This window comes from Myxococcus sp. CA023 (assembly GCF_010998615.1).
Lineage (GTDB): Bacteria > Myxococcota > Myxococcia > Myxococcales > Myxococcaceae > Myxococcus.
This window is the reverse complement of sequence record NZ_JAAEAH010000068.1, coordinates 32,258-52,915: the sequence shown is the minus strand read 5'-3', so window position 1 is coordinate 52,915 and position 20,658 is coordinate 32,258. Positions and strand designations below refer to the sequence as shown.

General features: G+C 68.9%; 12 protein-coding genes. 1 reads left to right on the top strand and 11 read right to left on the bottom strand.

Annotation, left to right across the window (positions count from 1 at the left end; all coding sequences use genetic code 11):
• Positions 1–90 precede the first annotated feature (90 nt).
• From polA to F8M74_RS27000, 11 genes are all read right to left on the bottom strand, one after another.
• Positions 91–2,817: a DNA polymerase I gene (polA, locus tag F8M74_RS27050; RefSeq protein WP_141258868.1), complete on the bottom strand. Its 2,727-nt coding sequence runs from the start codon at positions 2,815–2,817 to the stop codon at positions 91–93.
• 45 nt (positions 2,818–2,862) lie between these two features.
• A complete protein-coding gene (locus tag F8M74_RS27045; RefSeq protein ID WP_141258869.1) occupies positions 2,863–5,094 on the bottom strand; it encodes an FHA domain-containing protein in 2,232 nt (743 codons plus the stop codon).
• Between the two features lie 7 nt (positions 5,095–5,101).
• On the bottom strand, positions 5,102–6,889 hold the full coding sequence (locus tag F8M74_RS27040) for an ATPase, T2SS/T4P/T4SS family (protein ID WP_141258870.1): 1,788 nt from the start codon (positions 6,887–6,889) through the stop codon (positions 5,102–5,104).
• Positions 6,890–7,052: 163 nt separating this feature from the next.
• Positions 7,053–8,501, bottom strand: coding sequence for a type II and III secretion system protein family protein (locus F8M74_RS27035; RefSeq protein ID WP_011553156.1), 1,449 nt, complete (start codon positions 8,499–8,501; stop codon positions 7,053–7,055).
• A 35-nt stretch (positions 8,502–8,536) separates the two neighbouring features.
• Positions 8,537–9,076, bottom strand: coding sequence for a prepilin peptidase (locus tag F8M74_RS27030; protein ID WP_141279633.1), 540 nt, complete (start codon positions 9,074–9,076; stop codon positions 8,537–8,539).
• A gap of 107 nt (positions 9,077–9,183) precedes the next feature.
• Positions 9,184–10,050 (bottom strand): FHA domain-containing protein, encoded by an 867-nt coding sequence (locus F8M74_RS27025; RefSeq protein ID WP_141257403.1) that lies wholly within the window; start codon positions 10,048–10,050, stop codon positions 9,184–9,186.
• A 63-nt stretch (positions 10,051–10,113) separates the two neighbouring features.
• A complete protein-coding gene (locus tag F8M74_RS27020; RefSeq protein ID WP_228560379.1) occupies positions 10,114–12,180 on the bottom strand; it encodes a hypothetical protein in 2,067 nt (688 codons plus the stop codon).
• Positions 12,177–13,655, bottom strand: a complete 1,479-nt coding sequence (locus tag F8M74_RS27015) for a YncE family protein (protein WP_228560377.1) — start codon at positions 13,653–13,655, stop codon at positions 12,177–12,179. Before F8M74_RS27015 ends, F8M74_RS27020 begins: the two co-directional genes overlap by 4 nt.
• 137 nt (positions 13,656–13,792) lie before the next feature.
• Entirely contained in the window at positions 13,793–15,904 is a 2,112-nt protein-coding gene (gene glyS, locus F8M74_RS27010; RefSeq protein ID WP_141257400.1) for a glycine--tRNA ligase subunit beta, read from the bottom strand.
• Positions 15,894–16,886 (bottom strand): glycine--tRNA ligase subunit alpha, encoded by a 993-nt coding sequence (gene glyQ, locus F8M74_RS27005; RefSeq protein ID WP_140862329.1) that lies wholly within the window; start codon positions 16,884–16,886, stop codon positions 15,894–15,896. Before glyQ ends, glyS begins: the two co-directional genes overlap by 11 nt.
• Positions 16,887–16,933: 47 nt before the next feature.
• Positions 16,934–19,240, bottom strand: a complete 2,307-nt coding sequence (locus F8M74_RS27000) for a serine/threonine-protein kinase (RefSeq protein ID WP_141257406.1) — start codon at positions 19,238–19,240, stop codon at positions 16,934–16,936.
• A gap of 225 nt (positions 19,241–19,465) precedes the next feature.
• Here F8M74_RS27000 and F8M74_RS26995 point away from each other — a divergent pair, with 225 nt between their 5' ends.
• Positions 19,466–20,638: a PAS domain-containing sensor histidine kinase gene (locus F8M74_RS26995; RefSeq protein ID WP_141257399.1), complete on the top strand. Its 1,173-nt coding sequence runs from the start codon at positions 19,466–19,468 to the stop codon at positions 20,636–20,638.
• Positions 20,639–20,658 lie beyond the last annotated feature (20 nt).

Sequence of the window (20,658 nt, the reverse complement as noted above, 5' to 3'; positions counted from 1 at the left end):
CGTAGTCTCGTGGGCTCGGAGATGTGTATAAGAGGCAGGGGGTGGGCGCTCCTCCCGTATTTTTTCGCGCCGCCCCACCCTGCCCGTGCGTCAGTGCGCGTCCGCCCAGCTGCGCCCCGCGCCCACGTCTACCTTGAGCGGCACCTTCAGGTCGGCCACCGAGGACATGGCCTTCACCGCCAGCACCTTCACCTGCTCCACTTCCGCGTCGGGCGCCTCGAAGAGGAGTTCGTCGTGGACCTGCAGCAGCATCCGCGTGCGCAGCTTCTGGGCCGTCAACGCCTCGTCCACCGCCAACATGGCCTTCTTGATGAGGTCCGCGGCGGTGCCTTGAATCGGCATGTTGATGGCGGCGCGCTCGGCGGCCTGGGCCACGCCGCGGTTCTTGGAGTTCAGGTCCGCCATGTAGCGGCGGCGGCCGTAGAGCGTCTCCACGTAGCCCGTCTTGCGCGCCCTATCGACGGTCTCCTCCAGGTAGCGCCGGATGCCGGCGTAGCGCGTGAAGTACCGCTCGATGATGTCGCGGGCCACGTCCTGGGCAATGCCCAGCCGCGCCGCCAGGCCGTGCGGTGACAGGCCGTAGGCGATGCCGAAGTTCACCATCTTCGCGACGCGGCGCTGCTCGCGGTCCACCTGCTCCTTGGCCACGCCGAACACCTCGGCCGCGGTGCGGGTATGGATGTCCTCGTCATGGAGGAAGGCCTCGATGAGCACGGGGTCGTCCGCGATGTGCGCCAGCAGCCGCAGCTCCACCTGGCTGTAGTCCGCGCTCACCAGCTGGTGCCCTTCCGCGGCCACGAAGGCGCGACGAATCTCCCGGCCCAGGTCGGTGCGGACGGGGATGTTCTGGAGGTTCGGGTCGGTGGACGACAGGCGCCCGGTGGCGGTGGCCGCCTGGTGGTAGGTGGTGTGAATGCGCCCGTCGGCGGCCACCAGCGTGGGCAGCGTGTCCAGGTAGGTGCTCTTCAGCTTGGACAGGCTGCGGTACTCGATGATGGCGCCCGGCAGCGGGTGCTCCTCGGACAGTTTCTCCAGCACCTCCTGGTCCGCGGACGGGCCCGTCTTGCCCCGCTTGATGATGGGCAGCTTCAGCTCCGTGAAGAGCACCTCCACCAGCTGCGGATTGGAGCCAATGTTGAACTCGCGGCCCGCGTGCCGGTAGACCTCCTTCACCTGCGCCTCGACGGCGGCGTCCACCTTCACGGAGGTGCGCGACAGCTCGGCGGTGTCCAGCAGCACGCCCCTGCGCTCCATCTGCGCCAGCAGCGGCAACAGCGGCAGCTCCATGTCGCGAGCCAGCGTCGCCAGCTTCGCCGCCTCCAGTTCCTTCCACAGCTCGGGCGCCAGCCGGCGCGCGGCCTCGGCGCGGATGGCGAAGCCGGTGGCCACCTCCTCCACCGTGTGGTCCGCCAGCGCGCGGTCCTTCTTGCCGCGCTTGCCCTCGGCGGCGGGCGGCAGGAGCGGAAGCTCCGTGTTCAGCCGCTCGCGCGACAGGTCCACCAGCGCGTGCTCGCGGCGGGACGGGTTGAGCAGGTAACTGAGCAGCTCCACGTCGTCGTGCGCGCCGTGCAGGGTGATGCCGTCGTTGGCCAGCACCAGGCTGAGCGCCTTGAGGTCATGCCCGCCCTTCTTCACCGCCGCGTCCTCCAGCACCTCGCGGAAGGCCGCGGTGAAGGCCTCCGGCCGCACCTGGGTGACGCCGAGCTGCGCGTGCCGCAGCGGCACATACGCCGTCTGCCCGTCCGGCAGCGCCACGCCCAGACCCACCAACTTCGCGCCGAAAGGCGAGCCCTCGTAAGCGGGAATCAGGGTGACGGCGCCCGCCTCGCGCACGGCGCCAGCCAGTTGGGCGAGCTCCGCGTCCGCGCCCACCAGCCGCGGCGTCACCGCCAGCGGCGCGGGCTTCTCCTTCACCTCCTCGAGCGCCCCGGCGACACCGTCCTGCTGGGGCAGTTCCTTGAGGAGGGCGAAGAACTCCAGCTCGGTGAACAGCTCGCGCGAGCGCTGCGCGTCCACCGGCCGGCGGGCCAGGTCCGCCATGCGCACGTCCAGCGACAGGTCCGTCTTGAAAGTGACGAGCACCTTGGCGCGCAGGAGGCTCTCGCGGTGCGAGGCGATGTTCTCCCGGATCTTCGGCTTCTTCACCTCATCCAGGCGAGAGAGCAACGTCTCCACGTCACCGAACTGCTGGATGAGCTCGGTGGCCGTCTTCGGACCGATGCCCGGCACCTTGGGGACGTTGTCCACCGCGTCGCCGATGAGGGCCAGGTAGTCCCGCATCTGCCCCGGCTCGATGCCCAGCCGCGCCTTCACGTCCGCGGGCAGCGTGTGCACGTCCTTCATCGGGTCGTACAGGCGCACGTCGTCGTCGACAATCTGCACGAAGTCCTTGTCGCCGGTGACGACCTGGACGCAGAACCCCTCCTGCTTCGCCTTCACGGCCAGGGTGCCGATGACGTCGTCGGCTTCCCAGCCGGCCACCTCCAGCACGGGCACGTTGATGGCTTCCACCACGCGGCGGATGAGGGCGAACTGGGGAACCAGGTCCTCCGGGGGACCCTCGCGGTTCGCCTTGTACGTCGGATCAATCTTCTGGCGCTCGGTGCGGCTCTCCTTGTCGAAGGCGAGCGCCACGTGCGTGGGCTTCAGCTCGCGCAGGGCCTTGAGCACCATGCGCGTGAAGCCCAGCACCGCGTTGGTCTGCACACCCTTGCTCGTCGTGAGCGGAGGGATGGCGTGATAGGCGCGGAAGATGAAGCCGGACGCGTCGATGAGGACCAGGGTGGGCGCTGAGCGCGAAGGGCTGGTGTCGACCATGCCCCCGTGCCTAGCGCGCCCGCCCGGCCCTGTCCACGACGCGTGCTACTTGCAGCCCAGCTCCGCCTGCTTCGCGACGACCATCTCCTCCACGCCGTCGCCCTTGACGGCGTAGTCCAGCGCCACCGCCATGTCGCCGCAGCCCGACGCCGCACGGAAGGCCTCCAGGGCCCGCGAGGAGCAGAAGGCCGCCGCCTTGTTCAGGTTCGGATTACCCGCGTAGAAGCTGAAGCCCAGCTTCCACACGCGGCAGGCGCGCCGGCGGTCCTCGCGGTCGGCCCAGTGCTTGCCGCGCTGGTACGACTTCTCCGCGATGTCCTGGAGGATGTTGCGCCGGTAGAAGGACGGCTTGGATTCGGCCAGCTCCAACATCACCGCCTTGTCCGTGGCCAGCGCCTCGCGGAAGGGCTCGGCGGCCTTCTCCGGATCCTCGGCGGCCAGGTAGCTCTGGCCCACCTTGAAGAGCTGATCCACGGTGGACATGATCTTCATCAGCTCGTCCGCCTCGGCGTGGTACTGCGCGGCCTCGTAGTTGGCGCGCAGCTTCTGCATGGTGGCCAACGCCTCGCTGCCACGGCCACCCCAGTAGTCCAGGAGCGCGGCCTGCATCAGCTTGTTGGGGAAGCGCTTCTTCGCCGCCTCCATGACGAAGGTGCGCGGGTCCACGGCCCGCTCGTCACCGGCCAGCACCTCCGCCACCGGGCACACCCACGGCGCCGCGTTGGCGTCCATCTTCTGCCGCGCGATGAGGAACTTCACGAACATCGGATCCTTCGGCCGCCACTCGTCGCGGCGCAGGCGGCCCTCCAGCTTCAGCGTGAAGCCCAGGGGCGGCTCCAGGTCCTCGCGCGGCTTCGACTGGCACCACACCGCCATGTACACCTCGCAGCGAGACACGGCGGCGCTCCACTGCGAGTCACGCAGGTACAGCTTGCAGTCCTCCTGTGCGCGCTTCGTCACCGCCTCGGCGGCCTCGCGCGCCTTGGCGCGGGCGCGGCGGAAGTACTCGCTCTCCTTCTGGATCTTCCGGAACGACTCCAGGGCCTCTTCCGGCTTGAGCCGCTGCAAGAGCCGCTCGCCCTGCGAGTAGTACTCGAAGGACTCCTTCTCCAGCTTGATGCGCCGGATGAGCGTGTTCGCCTCCGGGTGGATGGGGTCCAGGTCCAACGCCTGGGTGCAGACCTCGTGGGCCTTCTCCCAGTTGGGGGCGCCCAGCTCGCTGGATGCGTAGGAGCGGCACTCGCTCAGCAGCTCCTGGATCTTCTGCGTCGGATCCATCTGCGCGGCCGCGCCCGCCCCCTGAACATCCACCGGCTTGGGGTTCAGGATGGAGGACACCATGCCCACCATCAGCAGCACGCCCACCAGCCCGGCCGCCACCATGATGAGCTTCTTGCGCTTGGCGGCGGGATCCTCGTCCGAGCCCCCACGCGCCGCGCCCGCCGCGCCCCGGCGCACGGGCGCCGCGGACGGTTCGGGCTCGAAGGTCATCTCCACCACGCCGAACTGGAGCTGATCCCCCGGCTCGAGCGGGACCGGCGTCTGGTCCAACGGCTCGCCGTTGAGCAGCGTCCCGTTGGCGCTGCCCAGGTCCCGCACCGTCACGCCCGCGCTGGTCGCTTCCAGCTCCGCGTGGCGGCGGCTCACGGAGTCGTCATCCAGCATGATGGCGGCGGGCGGCTGTCGCCCCACGAGCACCTTGCCCTTGAGCGGATACGTCTGGCCGGCCCAGGGACCGACCATGCCGCGAAGCACCGGGCCACCCGCCGGCGCCGGACGTGCGCCGCCACCCGGGGCGGGACGTACCGGACGCGCGGGCCGCTTCGCCAGCGCCGCGCCGGGCTCGCTCTTCGCCGCGCCCGGGCCCTTCTTGATGCTGGGCATGGCCCGGGTGGCGCGTGCACCGCCGCCCTCGTCGCCCACCGGCACGGGCTCATCGCCCCCCGCCGCGGGCCTGGCCGCCGCGCGCCGGGCCCCAGAGCCCCGCACCGCGGCCGCCTTGAGACGCAGCACGTAGTCCCCGAGGAGGACCTCCGACTGCGGCGTCAGGGCCGTGGGGTCCATGATGCGCTGGCCGTCGACGAACGTGCCGTTGGCGCTGCCCACGTCCTCGATGAAGACGGTGCCGCCTTCGTCGAAGACGCGCGCATGCGTACGCGACACGCCCCCTTCGGTGATGAGGATGTCACTGCCCTGCTGGCGGCCAATCTTCAGCTCGCCCGTGATGGCGAATTCGTTCTCAGTGCCGTCAGGGTGACGGACGACCAGGGTGGCCATGGGCGCGTCAGTCCTCGCGGAAGATGCTCATGTTGACGGGGATGCCCTTACGCTGCAGCTCGTCGTAGAACTTCGGCACGAAGCCGGAGGCGACGTAGCGGCCACGGACCTTGTGGTCCTCCGTGAAGCCATCCTGTTTGAAATAGAAGATGTCCTGGAGGGTCACGATGTCGACCTCCATGCCAGACACCTCGGTGATGTAGCAGATCTTCCGCGTGCCGTCGGAGAAGCGCGTCTGCTGCACGATCATGTGCACCGCGCTGGCGATCTGCTCACGGATGGCCTTCACCGGCAGGTCCATGCCGGACATGAGCACCATCGTCTCCAGGCGGGCGATGGCGTCTCGCGGCGTATTCGCATGGAGCGTGGTGAGCGAACCGTCGTGGCCGGTGTTCATGGCCTGGAGCATGTCCAGCGTCTCACCGGAGCGGCACTCACCCACGACGATGCGGTCGGGCCGCATGCGCAGGCAGTTCTTCACCAGTTCGCGGATGGTGATGGCGCCCTTGCCTTCCAGGTTGGGCGGCCGGCTCTCCAACTGCACCCAGTGGTCCTGCGGCAGCTGCAGCTCGGCGGCGTCCTCCACGGTGATGATGCGCTCACCCTCCGGGATGAAGGAGCTGATGATGTTCAGCGTCGTCGTCTTCCCGGAACCGGTGCCGCCGGAGATGACGATGTTGCGCCGGGCCTTGACGCACATTTCCAGGAACTCGGCCATCTGCGCCGTGACGGTCTTGTACTTAATGAGGTCCGCGATCTTCAGCGAGTCCTTCTTGAACTTGCGGATGGTGATGCAGGGACCCTTCAGCGCCAGCGGCGGGATGATGGCGTTGACGCGGCTGCCGTCCTTGAGGCGCGCGTCCACCAGCGGGCTGGACTCGTCGATGCGGCGGCCAATGGGCGCCACGATGCGTTCGATGACGCCGAGCACCGCCTGGTTGGAGGAGAACGTCTTCTCCGACAGGGTCAGCTTGCCCTTGCGCTCGATGTAGATCTGGTTGGCGTGGTTCACCATGATCTCGCTGATGTCATCCGACGCGAGGAACGCCTCGAGGGGCCCGAGCCCCAGCGCCTCGTTGATGACGTCAGTGAGCAGCTCCTCGCGGTCCACGTCCTCCGGAAGCTCTCCGTCCGCTTCCATCTGGTCGATGATGTCGCGGATGGCCTTCTCGGTGCGGCGCCACAGCTCGTCGTCGCCGAGCCGGTCCATGTCCATGCGGCGCAGATCGAGGTACTCGATGAGCCGGTCATGGATTTCCTTCTGGAGCCGGGTGTAGCGCTCCTGACGCGGATCCACCTTGCGCTTGTTCTTCGCCAGGGCGGACGCCAGCGACGCCGGCATGCCCTTGGGAGCGGGCGCGGGAGGCGGCGCTTCTTCCTCCTCCTCCTCGTAGGGCTCGTCTTCTTCGTAAGCCCCTTCCTCGTCCTCGTAGGGCTCCTCGCCCTGCTCGTCGTAGTACTCCTCTTCGGGCTGACCCGCGCGGGTCATCACCGGGCCCTCGTCCGCGAGCGCCTCGACGTTGAGGATGTAGTCGCCGATGTAGACTTGGTCGGTCGGCTTGAGAACCTGGGGCGCGGCAATCTTCTTGCCGTTCACGAACGTGCCATTCGTGGACTTCATGTCCACGATGATGAACTTCCCGTCCTTGGCAACGATTCGCGAGTGGTACTTGGAGACGTTGCCCTTCGCGAGGATGATGTCATTGCCCGGCAGACGGCCGATGGTGACTTCATTCTTGTGATACTCGCGCTGCTCGGTCCCGCCGCCCTTTTCCGCGAGGGTGATGAGAAACATGGGGACGGATGCTAGCAAGCCCCCCTTCGTCCTCAAAGCGTGAGAACCGGGTTGAATGCTTGCCCGCAAAGCGACGGGCCGGCAACCACCCCCGGAAGGGAAGAAGCCGGCCCGTGCCGTGGGCCCGGAAGGCCCGCCTGAAACGGCGCCCGGGGCGCTCGCCTCAGTCGAAGATGTTGAAGTTCACCTCGGACCGGGCCTGCTTGTAGCGGCTCTTCACGTCCTCGATGATGGTGCGAACCTTGTCGGAGTCCGGGTTGACGATGCGCGGGGTGACGAAGATGACCAGCTCGCGCTTGGTGGAGTCGAAACCGCGGCTCTTGAAGAGCTCACCGATAATCGGGATGTGACCCAGGCCGGGGAGCTTCGACACGGACTTCTGCTCGTCGTGGCTGAACACGCCGGACAGGACGATGGTCTCACCATGGCGCACGGTGACGTTCGTCTTCACCTTCCGGGTCCGGAAGCCGGGAATGGAGGCCGAACCACCGAAGGACACCGCCACGGAGGTGTCGATTTCGGAGGCCTCCGCCTCGATCTCCGTCTGGATGTTGCCGTTGCGGTCCGCGGTGGGGCGCAGGTTCAGGATGACGCCGTACTTCTTGAACTCCACCGTGAACTGGTTGTTCGTGATGAGCGGGATGGGAACCTCGCCACCGGCGAGGAACTCCGCCTTCTCACCGCTGGCGCACACCAGCTTGGGCTGCGCGAGCAGACGGCCGTAACCGTCGTTGCCCTGGAATCCGAAGGAGAAGTCCGCGTTCGCGTTGAGGGTGAGCGTGGACACGCCCGAGCCGAAGGTGCCCGGGAAGAGCTCCTGGGAGATGCTGGCGATGGCCGTCGCGGTACCCGTGATGTCCGTCGGGTAGCGGATGCCGTAGCGGTCGCGGCTGTTGCGGCGGATTTCGACGAACTGGACCTCGGAGAGGATCATCCGCTTGATGCCGACGACGAGGAGGTTCTCCACCTTCTCACCGATGGCCTTGGTGATGAGCTCCGCCTTCTGGAGGTCCTGCTGGCTCTCCACGGAGCCCTCCAGGAAGATGGTGGCGCCCACCACGTTGGCCTGGACGTTCTTCAGGCCCGCCTTCTGGAAGGCCGCGTTGAGATTCTGGGCCACCAGCTTCTTGGCGTTGGGGGCAATCTTCACGAACGACTTCACGTTCGGGTAGAGGCCCACCACCTGCTCGATGCGGTCGGCGTCCTGCGTGGTGTAGGCCTGACCGTCCAGGTAGATGCGATCACCCACCATGCGGACGGAGACGCCTTCAATCTCACCCAGCAGGCGCTTGATTTCGGAGATGACCTCGTTGGGATCCTGCTTGCGCACCGCCACCAGGTAGCTGACGCGCTGGCCCGAGGACTTCCAGACGAGCAGCGTCGTCTTGCCTTCAGCCTGACCGGTGATGAGCAGCTGGCCGGAGCCGAGCGTCTTCACCTCGGCGACGCTCGGATCACCGAGCGCCACGCGGCTGAGGCCAGGGATGGTGATCACCTTCTGGGAACCCACGCCGAGGCTGACGGTGGTGCCATCCTGCGCCAGGGCGCTGCCGCCCGCCACCAGTGCGATGAGGGCGCCTAGCGCCGCGGCATGCGTGATGCGTGTGAACATCGTCCGTGTCCCCTCTTCTCTTCCAGAAGTCCGAGCTAACCCAACGTTCCGTGCTGCCACCACAGCGCCCAGACGGTGCCGAGCGCGATGGCCACTCCATAGGGAATGTGGCGCTGGGGCGCCGGCTGCGCGTCCGCGCTGGCCAAACGCACCCACACCGCCCACCGGCGCACCACTGCCGCCAGCGTGTCCCAAACCGCGCCTTGCCAGAGCAGTGTCACCACCGCTTGAAGCGCGCCCACCAGTGAGATGAAGGCCGCGGCCGCGAGCACCGCCGGGAAGCCCAGCACGGCTCCGACCCCGCCCATCAACTTCACGTCGCCCCACCCCATCCGCCCGCGAAGCGCCGCTGGCAGCAGCATCACCGCGAGCCCTACCCCCGACACCACACCACTGATGAGCCCATACTCCAGGTCCCCCACCCCTTCGGTGGCCAGGCGCACGCCCAGGCCCACCGCCATCAGCGGGTAGGTGACCGCGTCGAGGATCTCGCGGCGAAGCACATCCGTCACCACGGAGATCACGAGGGCCACTCCAAGAACCGTCCACAACGCGATTTGAACAGGCGTCATCATCGCCTGTCCTCTTCGCGGCAGGCGTCCGGTATCAAACCAGGGACGCCTGGAGCCCGTCAATTGGCGAACAACCAGAAGCCCCGCGGGACGGAGCCTGGGTCACCTCATTATCGGACCAAGAGACGGATTTTCTCGCTGCAGATGAAATACTCGTCCCCGTCCTCGACCTTGCGGCGCTTGATGCGCTGCTTGTTGAACCAGGTGCCGTTGGACGAGCCCAGGTCTTCGATGATCCAGTCGTCGCCCTCGTGGACGATGACAGCGTGCTCACGGGAGACCTTGCCGGAGTTGATGACGAAGTCGCAGTGCTTGCCGCGGCCGATGACGAAGCGCTCCTTGACGATCTGCTCCTGATCGCCGGACTCGGTCACCAGGTACAGCGCGCCGGCCTCCTCCTCCTCGGCGAGGTCGTCGGCGGGCTCTTCCTCGGCCTCATCGGGGGGCGGCTCCTCGTCCATGAGGCCCGGATCCTCGGCCTCGGGCAGCGGCTCCTCGTCCTCCTCCACCATGTCGTCGGCGGGAGGGGGCGGCTCGCTGTTCTTGCCCTTGATGAGGCGCTCCAGCTCCGCGGCGGTCTCCAGGACGCGCTCGGCCACCTCGCGGCGCACCGGGTCATTGTCCAGGCCATTGGCGGGGGCCCGCTCTTCGGGCGTGGCGCGCACGGGAGGACGCGCGGGCGCGGGCGTGGACTCTGGACGAGGCGCGGGCGCCAGCACCGGCGGCGCGGACGGACGCGGCGGCGCGGCGGCAGCGGCCTGCACGGGCTTCACCGGCGCAGCGGCCACGGGTGCCACGGCGGCCTCGGAGCGGGACTTCACCTCGAGGAAGCCGTTCAGGCGCGCGAACATGAAGAGCGCCTGGTTGATCAGGGCATCGCGATCCGAGCCCATCTGCTGGGCCATGTCTTCGAACGCCTCCCACAGGTGGTCGGCGATGCCAACCTTGCGGGCAGGACGGGAGTTCTGATCGATCATCGGTCTTGACTCGCGTGAACCAGGAAGCCCCGGACGATAGCAGAGGCCTCCACTCCCGCCCAGTTACTCGAAGGGAACCAGTGCCAATGACTGCGCCCGGTTGTCGGTGAGCCCCTGAAAGCCGACCTGGAGGATACCGTCCGCCGACGGGTAGGCGATGTAGGCGAACGTCGCGCTGCGGTCCTGGGCGGCCACCACAGGCCCAGGCAGCGTGTAGAAGGCCAGCCCCGTCCCCGCCGTGACGTCCGGCGTGAAGATGTAGTTGCGGATGCCGGAAATCACTGACACCGCGTAGCGGTCTCCCCGACGCACCTCGCGGCCCACGGCCGCCACCCGGATGCGCAGCGGCGGCGGCGGCTGGGGGAACTTGGACAGGTTCGGCACTGGCGGCGTTTGAGGGTTGGAGTCGTCGTCGAAGTAGAAGGTGTCGGGGTGGAAGAAGTACTCCGTGGGGATGCTGTAGCTCGAGGCCCCCGTCACATCGCGGGACAGGAAGGTGCCCGCCTCGTTGAAGAGGACGAAGGGCTGGTCTCCCCCCGCACGGACGGTGAAACGCGGCAGGCTGGCGCAGTCCGTCGGAATCTCCTGCGAGTCCGCGATGGCGAAGCGCACCCGGGTGGTCCCCGCAACGGGCTCCACTGACGCGATGGGCAGGTCGACGGCGCACAGGACATCCGTGCCCTCCAGGACGATGATGTCCCCGGCCCGCGCCGAAGCGGCCGCGGTGGCCTCGACCTCGAAGAGCCGCGGGGTGGAGAGCTCCCGAGGCAGGCCGCTCAGCCCTGGCAACGCGCCCTGGTAGATGATCCGGTAGAAGCCGTTCGGTACGGAGCCCTCGTAGAGCACCGTCGACTGGAGCGTCTGGTCCTGGGTCACCGTCACCAGGTCCGCCGTCTCGATGACGAGCGACTGCTCGTTGCTGTCCAGCAGCGCCACCGAGGAGCGTGCGCTCGCCCCCGACAGGTCGAACTGGCGCAGGTCGCTCGCGGAGAACAACGAGATGTAGCCGTTGGAGGACGGCATGACGCCCAGGAGCGGCACCCGCACCTCGGTCGCCGAGCCATCGTCGAGCACGATGCGGAGCGGCGCGTCCGGAACCAGGGCCAGTCCCGTCGGCAAGCCGCCCGCGGGGAAGATGGGCAGCATCGGCGCACCGCTGAGGTCCCGCGCCGTCTGCCCGGGGGGGGATGACTCGGTGTCCACCGCGAGCACTCCGGAACACTCGCGCGCGGCGGAGCAAGAGGCCTCGTCACGGACGCCGAAGATGTAGCGACCCGCGTTGATGGCCTCGACGTCGGGGATGACGATTCGGGGGTGGCTCACCAGGAGCCGCACCGGCACGTTGCCGAAGCCCTCGGACAAATCCACGGTGGGCGCGGAAGGCTGAAGGCAGTCCGCGACCGGCCCCGAATCGGTGACGAGCAGCGTGCGGCCCGACCGGCCCGACGCCTGCCGCGTGGCCACCGCGAACTGGCCCTGGCCCGCCAGCATCGTCATGGACAGGATGGACTCACCGGGCTGGAGACAGAACACCGTCACCGGTTCGGGAATCGCCGCGGGCTCCGCGGCCTGCAGTGCGTCTGGCCCCGGAATCTCCTGCCGCAGCACCCGGGCACCACCGGTGTCCGCGCTGAAGATGCCGTCGGGGTCCTGGATGGCGTAGTACAGCGTGCTGGGTCCGCCGCTGCCCTCGGCGGGCGAGCGCGCCGCGAAGGCCGTGACGATGCTCGGCGCCTGGAGCCGGGCGACCTGCCGGAGCTGGTCGCGCGCGGACGCCACCACCGAAACCTCCGACGAGCCCGAGCTGCGCGCGTAGATGTACGGCCCCGGGACGTCGTTGCCTTCCGCGTTGTACGCCACGTCGCGAGTGAGCGCGTCCGGCCGGTCCAGCACGGGGATGGACAACGCCTCCAGCGGGTTGGGCGCGGGGACGAAGGTGCGGGGGTTCGACGCCAGGTCGAGCACGCGCAGCTCGTCCCGGTCCGACGACGTGACGAAGACGAGGTTGTTGGCCAGCGTCACGTCGAAAGTGCCGGACAGGCCAGCGAAGCCCGTCGTCACGTCGGTGGAGGAGCAACTGCCGGACAGGCCGGCGCTCGCGAGGAGCAGAGCAAGGGTACCGCGCTTCACGGTGAGGTCTCCTGGCACAGGCTGGTGCCCTGGCGCGGGTCTCTTCCCTGCCGGGCGCCGAGCCGCGCCACCAACCGGGCGTTCTGCGGCCGGTCGAGGTCGGGAATGTCGATGATGGCCACGCGGCCGTCACCAAAGGTGCTGGTGAAGATGCGAGCGCTATTGCCGCGGACGTCCGCGGCCAGGCCAAAGGGCTGGCTGGGCTGGTTCGGGTCGTTGTCGCCCACCTGCACCTGGGCGATGAGCTGCCCCACTTCTTCGTCGAAGATGGCCACGGCTTCGTCGCCGCTGCCCGTCACCGCCACCAGGTTGCCGCGACCAGGGCCGCGAGGAATGACTTCCAGCTCGCTGGCGCCCGCGGGCACCGGCAGCGCCGACACGATGCGCACGCTGGGGGTCGTCCCCGCGTCGGGCGCCGTGCCCGCCGCGTTCAGGACGTCCAGGATGAGCAACGTGTCCGGACCGCGCGCCAGCAGGTAGACGCGCTCGTCCACGATGGTGAGCTCGGGCGACGCCGGGTCGGGCACGCGCGTGGCCGACGGGACCACCGCCACGCCGCGCGCCTCACGCACCGAGTACGACAGCTCCAGGTCGGTCTCCAGCACGCGGCCCGCGACGGTCCGGTCCACCAGCCGCAGGATGAAGCGCGCCGGCAGCGCCCCCATCTGTGCGGAGGAAGAGTTGCGCCCCGAGGCGTACACATACCGGCTGCCAATGGCCGTCGCGTGCGCGACGCCGGAGAGCCGGTCATTGGTCCCCAGCGCCACGAACTCGCTGGTGTTCAGCGCGTCGCGCGTGGGGTTCGCCGCGGGGAGGTGGAGCACGTAGCCCGCCAGGTCCGCTTCGGTGAAGGTCGTCGGCGGCCCGGCCAGTTCCGTGTGCGTCACCCAGACGCGAGCGTCCTCGCCGTTGCCGGCGACGCTGACCCCCAGCGGCCCGGGAGCCGAAGGCAATCCGTTGGAGGCGCCTGGGACATCCAGCAGCGACAGCGCATTGACGCGGCAGTCGCGCTCGCCGCCCTGCACGCAGCTCAGGCTGAGGCCGTCATCGCCCACGTCGATGGCGTGAAGCAGACTGCCCTCCGCCCGCGCCGGGACGAACAGCCGCGGTGGCCGCCCCGGAGGGCTCCACATGGCCATCTCCCCGGCGAAGCTCTGAATCTGCACGTAGGACTGGGCGCCGATGCCAAGCGACGTGACGTCGTTGGGCAGCGACTCCCCGGGGTCGAAGTCCGTGCCGAAGGGCCGCACCCCCACGGCGTCCAAATCCAGCGCGACGACCGAACCCGAGTCGTAGCACTTGTCGAAGTTGGCGCTCGCTACGTAGAGGTACCCGTTGGTGGACGGACCCGCTTCGGGGCGCCAGAAGGCAAGACCGCTCGGGTACACGAGCCGGGTGGATGGAGGGGGCTTGCTCTCGGTGCCAACGTTGCAGGACACGAGGAGCAGCGCGGAGGTAAGAAGGTAGGCGCGCATCGGAGGGGGGCGGAGTGTAGGAAGCGGTCTCCCCCCGGGCAACCGGAAACGCGGCGCGCCATTCCCATGCGCCTTGCGCCCGACGCAGCCGTGCCCCCCGGGGTGCTTCATCCCCCGGAGGGCAGGCAGGCCACGCATCAGGCCGCGGCGGCCGTTTCAGCCTGGATCTTCGAGAAGTCGGCCACCTGGTTGAACAGGGCGCCAATCTCCACGAGCAGGCGGATGCGGTTTTCCCTCAGGGCCTTGTCCTCGGCCATGACCATCACCTTGTCGAAGAAGGTGTCCACGGCGGGCTTCAGGCCCGTGATTTCCCGGAGAGCACCGGAGAAGTCATCCACGCGCACCAACCCCGACACCGTGCTCCGGGCCTGGGTGAAGGCGATGTGGAGGTTCCGCTCCGGCTCGTCCACCAGCTTCTGGGGGTTGGTCTCCCCCCCCTGCACGTCGCGGCCCTGCTTCTCCACGATGTTGACCACGCGCTTGAAGGCCACGGCCAGGGGCTGGAAGTCCGCCCGGCCCACGATGTGGCTCAGGGCCTCCAGGCGCTTCTGCGTGGCCACCAGGTCGTCGAAGCCGGCGGACAGCACCGCCTCCACGACGTCCGTGCGGTGCTGCTCACCCCACAGCGCCTTGAGGCGGCCGCGGAAGAACTCCAGCACCTGCTCACGCGGCGCGGGCTCGCCGGCCTTGCGCTTGGCGTTGGCAATCTTTGGAGCCAGCAACCGGAGCGACTCGTCCACCGCGGCCGACAGGCTGAAGCGGTAACCCCGCCCCAGCACCAACCGGATGATGGCGATGCACGCGCGGCGCAGGGCGAATGGGTCCGCCGCGCCCGTAGGCGCCTTGCCGATGGCGAAGATGCCGCACAGCGAGTCCAGCCTGTCCGCGATGCCGATGAGCGCGCCCGGGTCCTGCGTGGGCAGCGCGTCCTCGGCGCCACGCGGCAGGTAGTGCTCCGCGATGGCCAGGGCCACCGCGTCCGGCTCACCGCCCGCGCGGGCGTACTCCCGGCCCATGATGCCCTGGAGCTCGGGGAACTCGCCCACCATGCCGGTGACGAGGTCCGCCTTGGCCAGGGTGGCGGCGCGCTCGATGGTGGCCGCATCCCCTGCCCGTCCCGCCTGCTGGCCCAGCCACACCGCCAGCGAGCGGAAGCGCTCCACCTTCTCCAGGTAGCTCCCCAGCTGCCCCTGCCACACCACGCGGCCCAGCTTCTCCACGCGGTCGATGAGCGGCGTCTTCCGGTCCTCGTCGAAGAAGAAGCGGCCATCCGCCAGCCGCGCGCGCAGCACGCGCTGGTAGCCGCGCAGGCTGAGCTGCTCGTCGCGCACCGGCGTGTTGGACACGGCGATGAACTTCGGCTGCAGCTTGCCCGCGCTGTCCACCAGCGAGAAGTAGCGCTGGTGGCTCTTCATCTCCTGCACCAGCACCTCCGGAGGCAGGTCCAGGTGGCGCTCCTCGAAGGTGCCCACCACCGGGCTGGGCAGCTCGACCAGGTTCGTCACCTGGTCCACCAGCGACTCGTCCTCCAGCAGTTGGGCGCCGGCCTTGCTCGCGGCCGCCCTCACCTTCTCCACCAACTGCGCGCGGCGCTTCGTGATGTCGGCCACCACGTGCGCCTTCTCCAGCGCCGCCTCGTACTCCGCCGGAGCCTTCAGCTCGATGGCGTCGGGCGACAGGAAGCGGTGACCCCGCGTGGTCCGGCCGCTCGTCACGTCACCGAACACCACGGGCAGCACATCGCTCCCCAGCAGCGCCACCAGCCACTGCACCGGGCGCGCGAAGGACGTGTCCACGTCACCCCAGCGCATGGACTTGCGAAAGTTGATGCCATGCACCGCCGCGTGCAGCGTGTCCTTCAGGATGTCCGCCGCCGGGCGGCCCTTCTCCTCCACGCGCGCGGACAGGTACTCGCCCTTGGCGGTGGTGGCGCGGCCCAGCTGGTCCACCGCGAGCTTGAGGCCCTCGGCGAACTTCTCCGCCGCCTTGGTGGGCTTGCCCTGCGCGTCGAAGGCCGCCTTGGCGCTGGGGCCAAGCACCTCCTTGATGATGTCCTCGCCCGCGTCCGCCACGTCCTTCACCCACACCGCGAGCCGCCGCGGCGTACCGAAGGTCCGCACCTCGCCGTGCTTCAGGCGGGCGTCCGCCATGCGCTCGGTGATGACGCGCTTCAGGTCGTCCAGCGCGGGGCCGATGAACGACGCCGGAATCTCTTCCGCGCCCACTTCCAGGAGCAGGTCACGCGCCATGGGCCACCTCCGCCTTCTGCTTCTTCTCCACGGGCTTGTTGAGGACGACCGTCTTCCAGTAGTCGCTGGCCGGCTTGCCCTCCAACACCGGGGGCTGCTCACCCACCGTCCACGGCGACTTGAGCAGCGGGTAGCCCAGCCGCTCACGCATCTGGAGGTAGCCCTCCGCGCACAGCCTGGCGTTGTCGCGCACGCGCTTGATGAAGTTGGCGCGCTCCGTGACGGAGATGGCGCCGCGCGCGTCCAGCAGGTTGAACGCGTGCGAGCACTTCAGCGCGAAGTCGTACGCTGGCAGCGGCAACTGGCGCTCGATGAGGCGCTTGCACTCCTTCTCGTACGCGTCGAAGAGCGCGAAGAGCATCTGCGCGTCCGACTCCTGGAGCGCGTACTTGCTCATCTCCACCTCGTTGGGGTGGAACACCTCGCGGTACTTCACGCCCTTGACCCATTCGATGTCGAAGACGTTCTCCACGTTCTGCAGGTACATGCAGATGCGCTCCAACCCGTAGGTGAGCTCCGCGGAGACGGGCTTGCAGTCGAAGCCGCCGCACTGCTGGAAGTAGGTGAACTGCGTCACCTCCATGCCGTCACACCACACTTCCCAGCCCAGGCCCCAGGCGCCGAGCGTGGGCGACTCCCAGTCGTCCTCGACGAACCGGATGTCGTGCGCCAACGGGTCGATGCCAATCTTCCGCAGCGACTCCAGGTACAGCTCCTGGACGTTCTTCGGCGCCGGCTTGAGGATGACCTGGAACTGGTGGTGCTGGAACAGGCGGTTGGGATTCTCTCCGAACCGGCCGTCCGCGGGACGCCGCGAGGGCTGCACATACGCCACGTTCCAGGGTTCCGGGCCCAGGGCACGCAGGAAGGTGTACGGGGCCATCGTGCCCGCGCCGACCTCGACATCGTAGGGCTGCGTGTTGATGCACCCCTGGTCGGCCCAGTGCTTCTGGAGCGTGAAGATAAGGTCCTGAAAATACATAGCGCGCGGACCCTAGTGACGGGGGTCCGGAGCGTCAAGGACGGCGCTCACTCCTTGTACGGTGGGAGATCCGCCAGCCGGATTTGAATCTTCGTCTCCTCGCCCGGCTTGATGGGAGCCGACAGGAGCCGGCTCACCGACTCCACCCCCGTCGGGTCCACCACGCGCAGGCGGTAGACCCCCACGGGCAGCGGGAATTTCTTCAGGGGCGTGGTGCCCAGCTCCGTGGCGCCGTCGAACACGGCCGCCCGCGGCACCGTGTAGAGGGTCATCCACCCCAGGCCCGCCTTCGCGGCCCCCTTCGCAGTGCTGGTATCCAGCACCTCCGCCATTCCCTCGGGATCCTGCGTCACCGTGGTGACGGGCTCGGCTGCCGGCTGGGCCGCCGCCACGCGAGGCGCTGGCTCACGCGGAGGTGGGCTGGCCTGCGCGGGAGGTGCGGCCCTGGCACTGACAGGTTCGGCCTCGGCCTTCGGGGCGGCCGCCCGGCGCGACGGCGAAGAGGCACCTTCCTTCGCCTTCTGCCCGGGCGGGGCCTTTGTCGGAGCCTTGGCTTCCGGCGCGCCTTCCACCGCCTCTTCGTCCGAGCCTTCGCCGCCAGCGGCCTGCTCGGCCTGGGCGACAGCCTCGGAGGGCTCGGCCCGACGGAAGCCGGGCGGCGGGCCCGCCTGCTGCGGTGGCCAGGGCTGGTTCGCGGGGTCCTCCGCCGGCGGCGGATTCAACTCCGCGCTCACCCACGCCTTGGCGGCTTCGAAGCCCGGCAGGAGCTGCGCACGCACGGCAGGCAGCGTCGCAGCCCAACCGAGGCCTCCCAGCAGAAGGAGCAGGAACAGCCGGCTGGCCCAGCGCGACGGCGGACGGGCGGCGGGCGTCTCCACCGGCGTGTCCGAGGCCCGGGACGTATCGGGGCGCGCCGACCGTCCGGAGCCCCGAGCACCGTCCGCGCCGGGCCGCTGGGGCCGGGAACGGAAGCGCTGCGTCTGGAGATCGCTCGGCTCGTCGAAGGACTCGGACTCGGCCGGGACCTCCTGCCGGGCAGTGGGCCGTGGCCGAGGTGTACGCGCGGCCGGCGCGCTGTCCTGACCTCCGCGCGGTGTGCGCGAAGCCGGAGGAGCCACCTCACTGGTCCGGCGCTGAGGGGCGGGCTTGGGCGCGCTCCCGTTGCCGGCGACTGAGGGGCCACGCAAAGGCACGCCGCCCTCCGCCGGACGGCGCTGGGGCACGGGCTTGGGCGCGCTCGAGGACGGGGCCGAGGGCGAGCCAGGCCGGGCGCGCGGGGCCGGTACCTGCGACGTGGGGGCGGAGTCCGCGCTGTCCTCCTGCTGGAGGGCACCCGCCGCCTCGCTGACGCGGGCATCCTCCGCGCGACTGGCCAGCTCCAACAGCGTGCGCGTCTTCTGGCGCTTGTCGGCGAAGAGGTCGCCCATGACGGCGGTCATGCCGTCCTCGTCGAAGAGCTCCGAGCCGAGCGCCGCTTCAATGGCGCGCGCCATCTCCCGGCAGTTGGTGAAGCGCTGGGACACGTCCCGGGACAGCGCTCGCGTCGCCACGGCTTCCAAGGCTTCGGGGACGTCCGGGTTGATGCCGCGCAGCGGAGGCACGTCGGCCTCCACGATCTGCATCATCACCGCCGCTTCGTGCGGCCCGCTGAACAACCGCTGGCCACTCAGCAGCTCGTGCAGCATGACGCCCACGGAGAACAAGTCACTGCGGCCATCCAGGGTGGCCACGCCTCGCACCTGCTCCGGGGACATGTAGCCACTGGTCCCCTTCACCGTCCCCACCTGAGTGCGCCCCAACCGTCCGCGCGCCTTGGCGATGCCGAAGTCGATCACCTTCACGACGCCGTCGTAGGTGAGCATCACGTTCTTCGGAGACACGTCGCGGTGCACCACCACCGCGGGCCGGCCCGACGGGTCCGTGAAGTGGTGCGCGTAGTGCAGGCCCAGGCAGGTATCGCGAATCACCCGCCCGACGAAGCCGAGCGGCAACGGGTAGCCCTGGCGCGTGGAGGCCTTCACCACCTGCTCCAGGTTCTGCCCGGGCAGGAACTCCATGGCGAGGTACAGCTCGCCGCCCTCCTCGCCCAGGTCGAACACCTGACCGATGTTCGCGTGCGAGAAGGCCGCGGTGATGCGCGCCTCGTCCAGGAACATCTGGACGAATTGCTCGTCCTTCTTGATGTCCGGGAGAATCTGCTTCACCGCGACGAACTTGCGAAATCCCCCAGGCCCCGAGGTGTAGGCCAGGAACAGCTCCGCCATCCCTCCCATGGAGAGGCGCGTGAGGATTTCGTATTTCCCGATGCGCCGCCCCTGATCGGGATCGTCACCGGCGCCACCCTGCATGGACATTCGGCGCGGCATGTTATCTCCCGCATGGGTCCGAGTCGACCTTCGTGACGCCCCCATCCTCGACGGGCTGGAGGGGGGCTCCGGCACACCGCGTGGGGGACTGGCACCGGCTGGCCGCCAGCCCGTGCGCCGACCGGAGTGTCCGATGGCCGATGGCCACATCGCGCGATTCCCCGTGGCGAAGGGGGGCGTGTTCTCATACCAGCTAGTCAGAGCAGGAGGCCCATGGAAGACACCAACGGCTGCCCCGGACGTACCAGGCGCATCGCATACTCCGGGCAAGGCGAATCCAAGCAAGACACCGCGGACCAGCTCCGGCTGTTGATTGAGAGCGTCACTGACCATGCCATCCTGACGCTCGACCTGGACGGGTACGTAGCGAGCTGGAACCCGGGCGCCGAGCGCATCAAGGGCTACCGCGCGGACGAGATTCTGGGGGAGCACTTCAGCCGCTTCTATCCGCCCGAAGCCGTGGCGCGGAACCGGCCGCGGCACGGGCTCGACGTGGCGAAGCGTGAGGGCCGCTTCGAGGAGGACGGCTGGCGCGTCCGCAAGGACGGCAGCCGCTTCTGGGCCAACGTCGTCATCACCGCGCTCTATGACGAGACAGGGCAGCTGCGTGGCTTCGGCAAGGTGACGCGCGACTTCACCGCCCGCTACCAGGCCCAGGAACAACGGGAGATGGAGCGCCTGCGGGAGGCGCTTCGCATCCGTGACGACTTCCTGTCCGTGGCGTCCCACGAGCTGCGCACCCCGCTCACCCCGCTGCAACTGAAGCTGACGGCCATGCGCCGCGCGGTCGACAGCGCCCCGGGAGGCTTGCTGCCGAGCGAGCGCGTAGGGCGAGACCTCGACGTCGCCGTCCGCCAGGTGCGCAAGCTGGTGGAGCTGGTGGACGACCTGCTTGACGTGTCACGCATCAGCGTGGGCCAGCTGACCCTGGAGCGCGTGCCCGCGGACCTCGCGGCGCTGCTTCGAGAGGTCATCGCCCGCTACCTGCCACAAGCCAGCCAGCTGGGAAGCACCGTGGAACTGGACGCGCCGGCGCCCGTGCAGGGCGAATGGGACACACGCCGGGTGGAGCAGGTGATGACCAACCTCCTCTCCAACGCACTCAAGTACGGAGGGGGCAAGCCGATTCACGTCAGCCTGCGCGCGGAAGGCGGCATGGCGCTGCTGAACGTTCGCGACGAGGGCATCGGCATCGCGCCGGAAGCACTGCCCCACGTCTTCGACCGGTTCATGCGGGCCGTGTCCGGCCGCAACTACAGCGGCCTGGGGCTCGGCCTCTTCATCGCCCACCAGGTCGTTTCGGCGCACGGGGGCGACATCCAGGTGTCCAGCGTGCCGGAAAAAGGGAGCACGTTCAGCGTCCGGCTCCCGCTCGGCCCCACGTAGACACACGCCATGGGGCATCC

What these genes read in the sequence shown, in the direction of transcription:
- F8M74_RS27035 (WP_011553156.1), bottom strand. Translation starts at nt 8,501, where the DNA reads ATGTTCACACGCATCACGCATGCCGCGGCGCTAGGCGCCCTCATCGCA.
- glyS (WP_141257400.1), bottom strand. Translation starts at nt 15,904, where the DNA reads ATGGCGCGTGACCTGCTCCTGGAAGTGGGCGCGGAAGAGATTCCGGCG.
- F8M74_RS27030 (WP_141279633.1), bottom strand. Translation starts at nt 9,076, where the DNA reads ATGATGACGCCTGTTCAAATCGCGTTGTGGACGGTTCTTGGAGTGGCC.
- glyQ (WP_140862329.1), bottom strand. Translation starts at nt 16,886, where the DNA reads ATGTATTTTCAGGACCTTATCTTCACGCTCCAGAAGCACTGGGCCGAC.
- F8M74_RS27045 (WP_141258869.1), bottom strand. Translation starts at nt 5,094, where the DNA reads ATGGCCACCCTGGTCGTCCGTCACCCTGACGGCACTGAGAACGAATTC.
- polA (WP_141258868.1), bottom strand. Translation starts at nt 2,817, where the DNA reads ATGGTCGACACCAGCCCTTCGCGCTCAGCGCCCACCCTGGTCCTCATC.
- F8M74_RS27000 (WP_141257406.1), bottom strand. Translation starts at nt 19,240, where the DNA reads ATGTCCATGCAGGGTGGCGCCGGTGACGATCCCGATCAGGGGCGGCGC.
- F8M74_RS27040 (WP_141258870.1), bottom strand. Translation starts at nt 6,889, where the DNA reads ATGTTTCTCATCACCCTCGCGGAAAAGGGCGGCGGGACCGAGCAGCGC.
- F8M74_RS27015 (WP_228560377.1), bottom strand. Translation starts at nt 13,655, where the DNA reads ATGCGCGCCTACCTTCTTACCTCCGCGCTGCTCCTCGTGTCCTGCAAC.
- F8M74_RS27025 (WP_141257403.1), bottom strand. Translation starts at nt 10,050, where the DNA reads ATGATCGATCAGAACTCCCGTCCTGCCCGCAAGGTTGGCATCGCCGAC.
- F8M74_RS26995 (WP_141257399.1), top strand. Translation starts at nt 19,466, where the DNA reads ATGGAAGACACCAACGGCTGCCCCGGACGTACCAGGCGCATCGCATAC.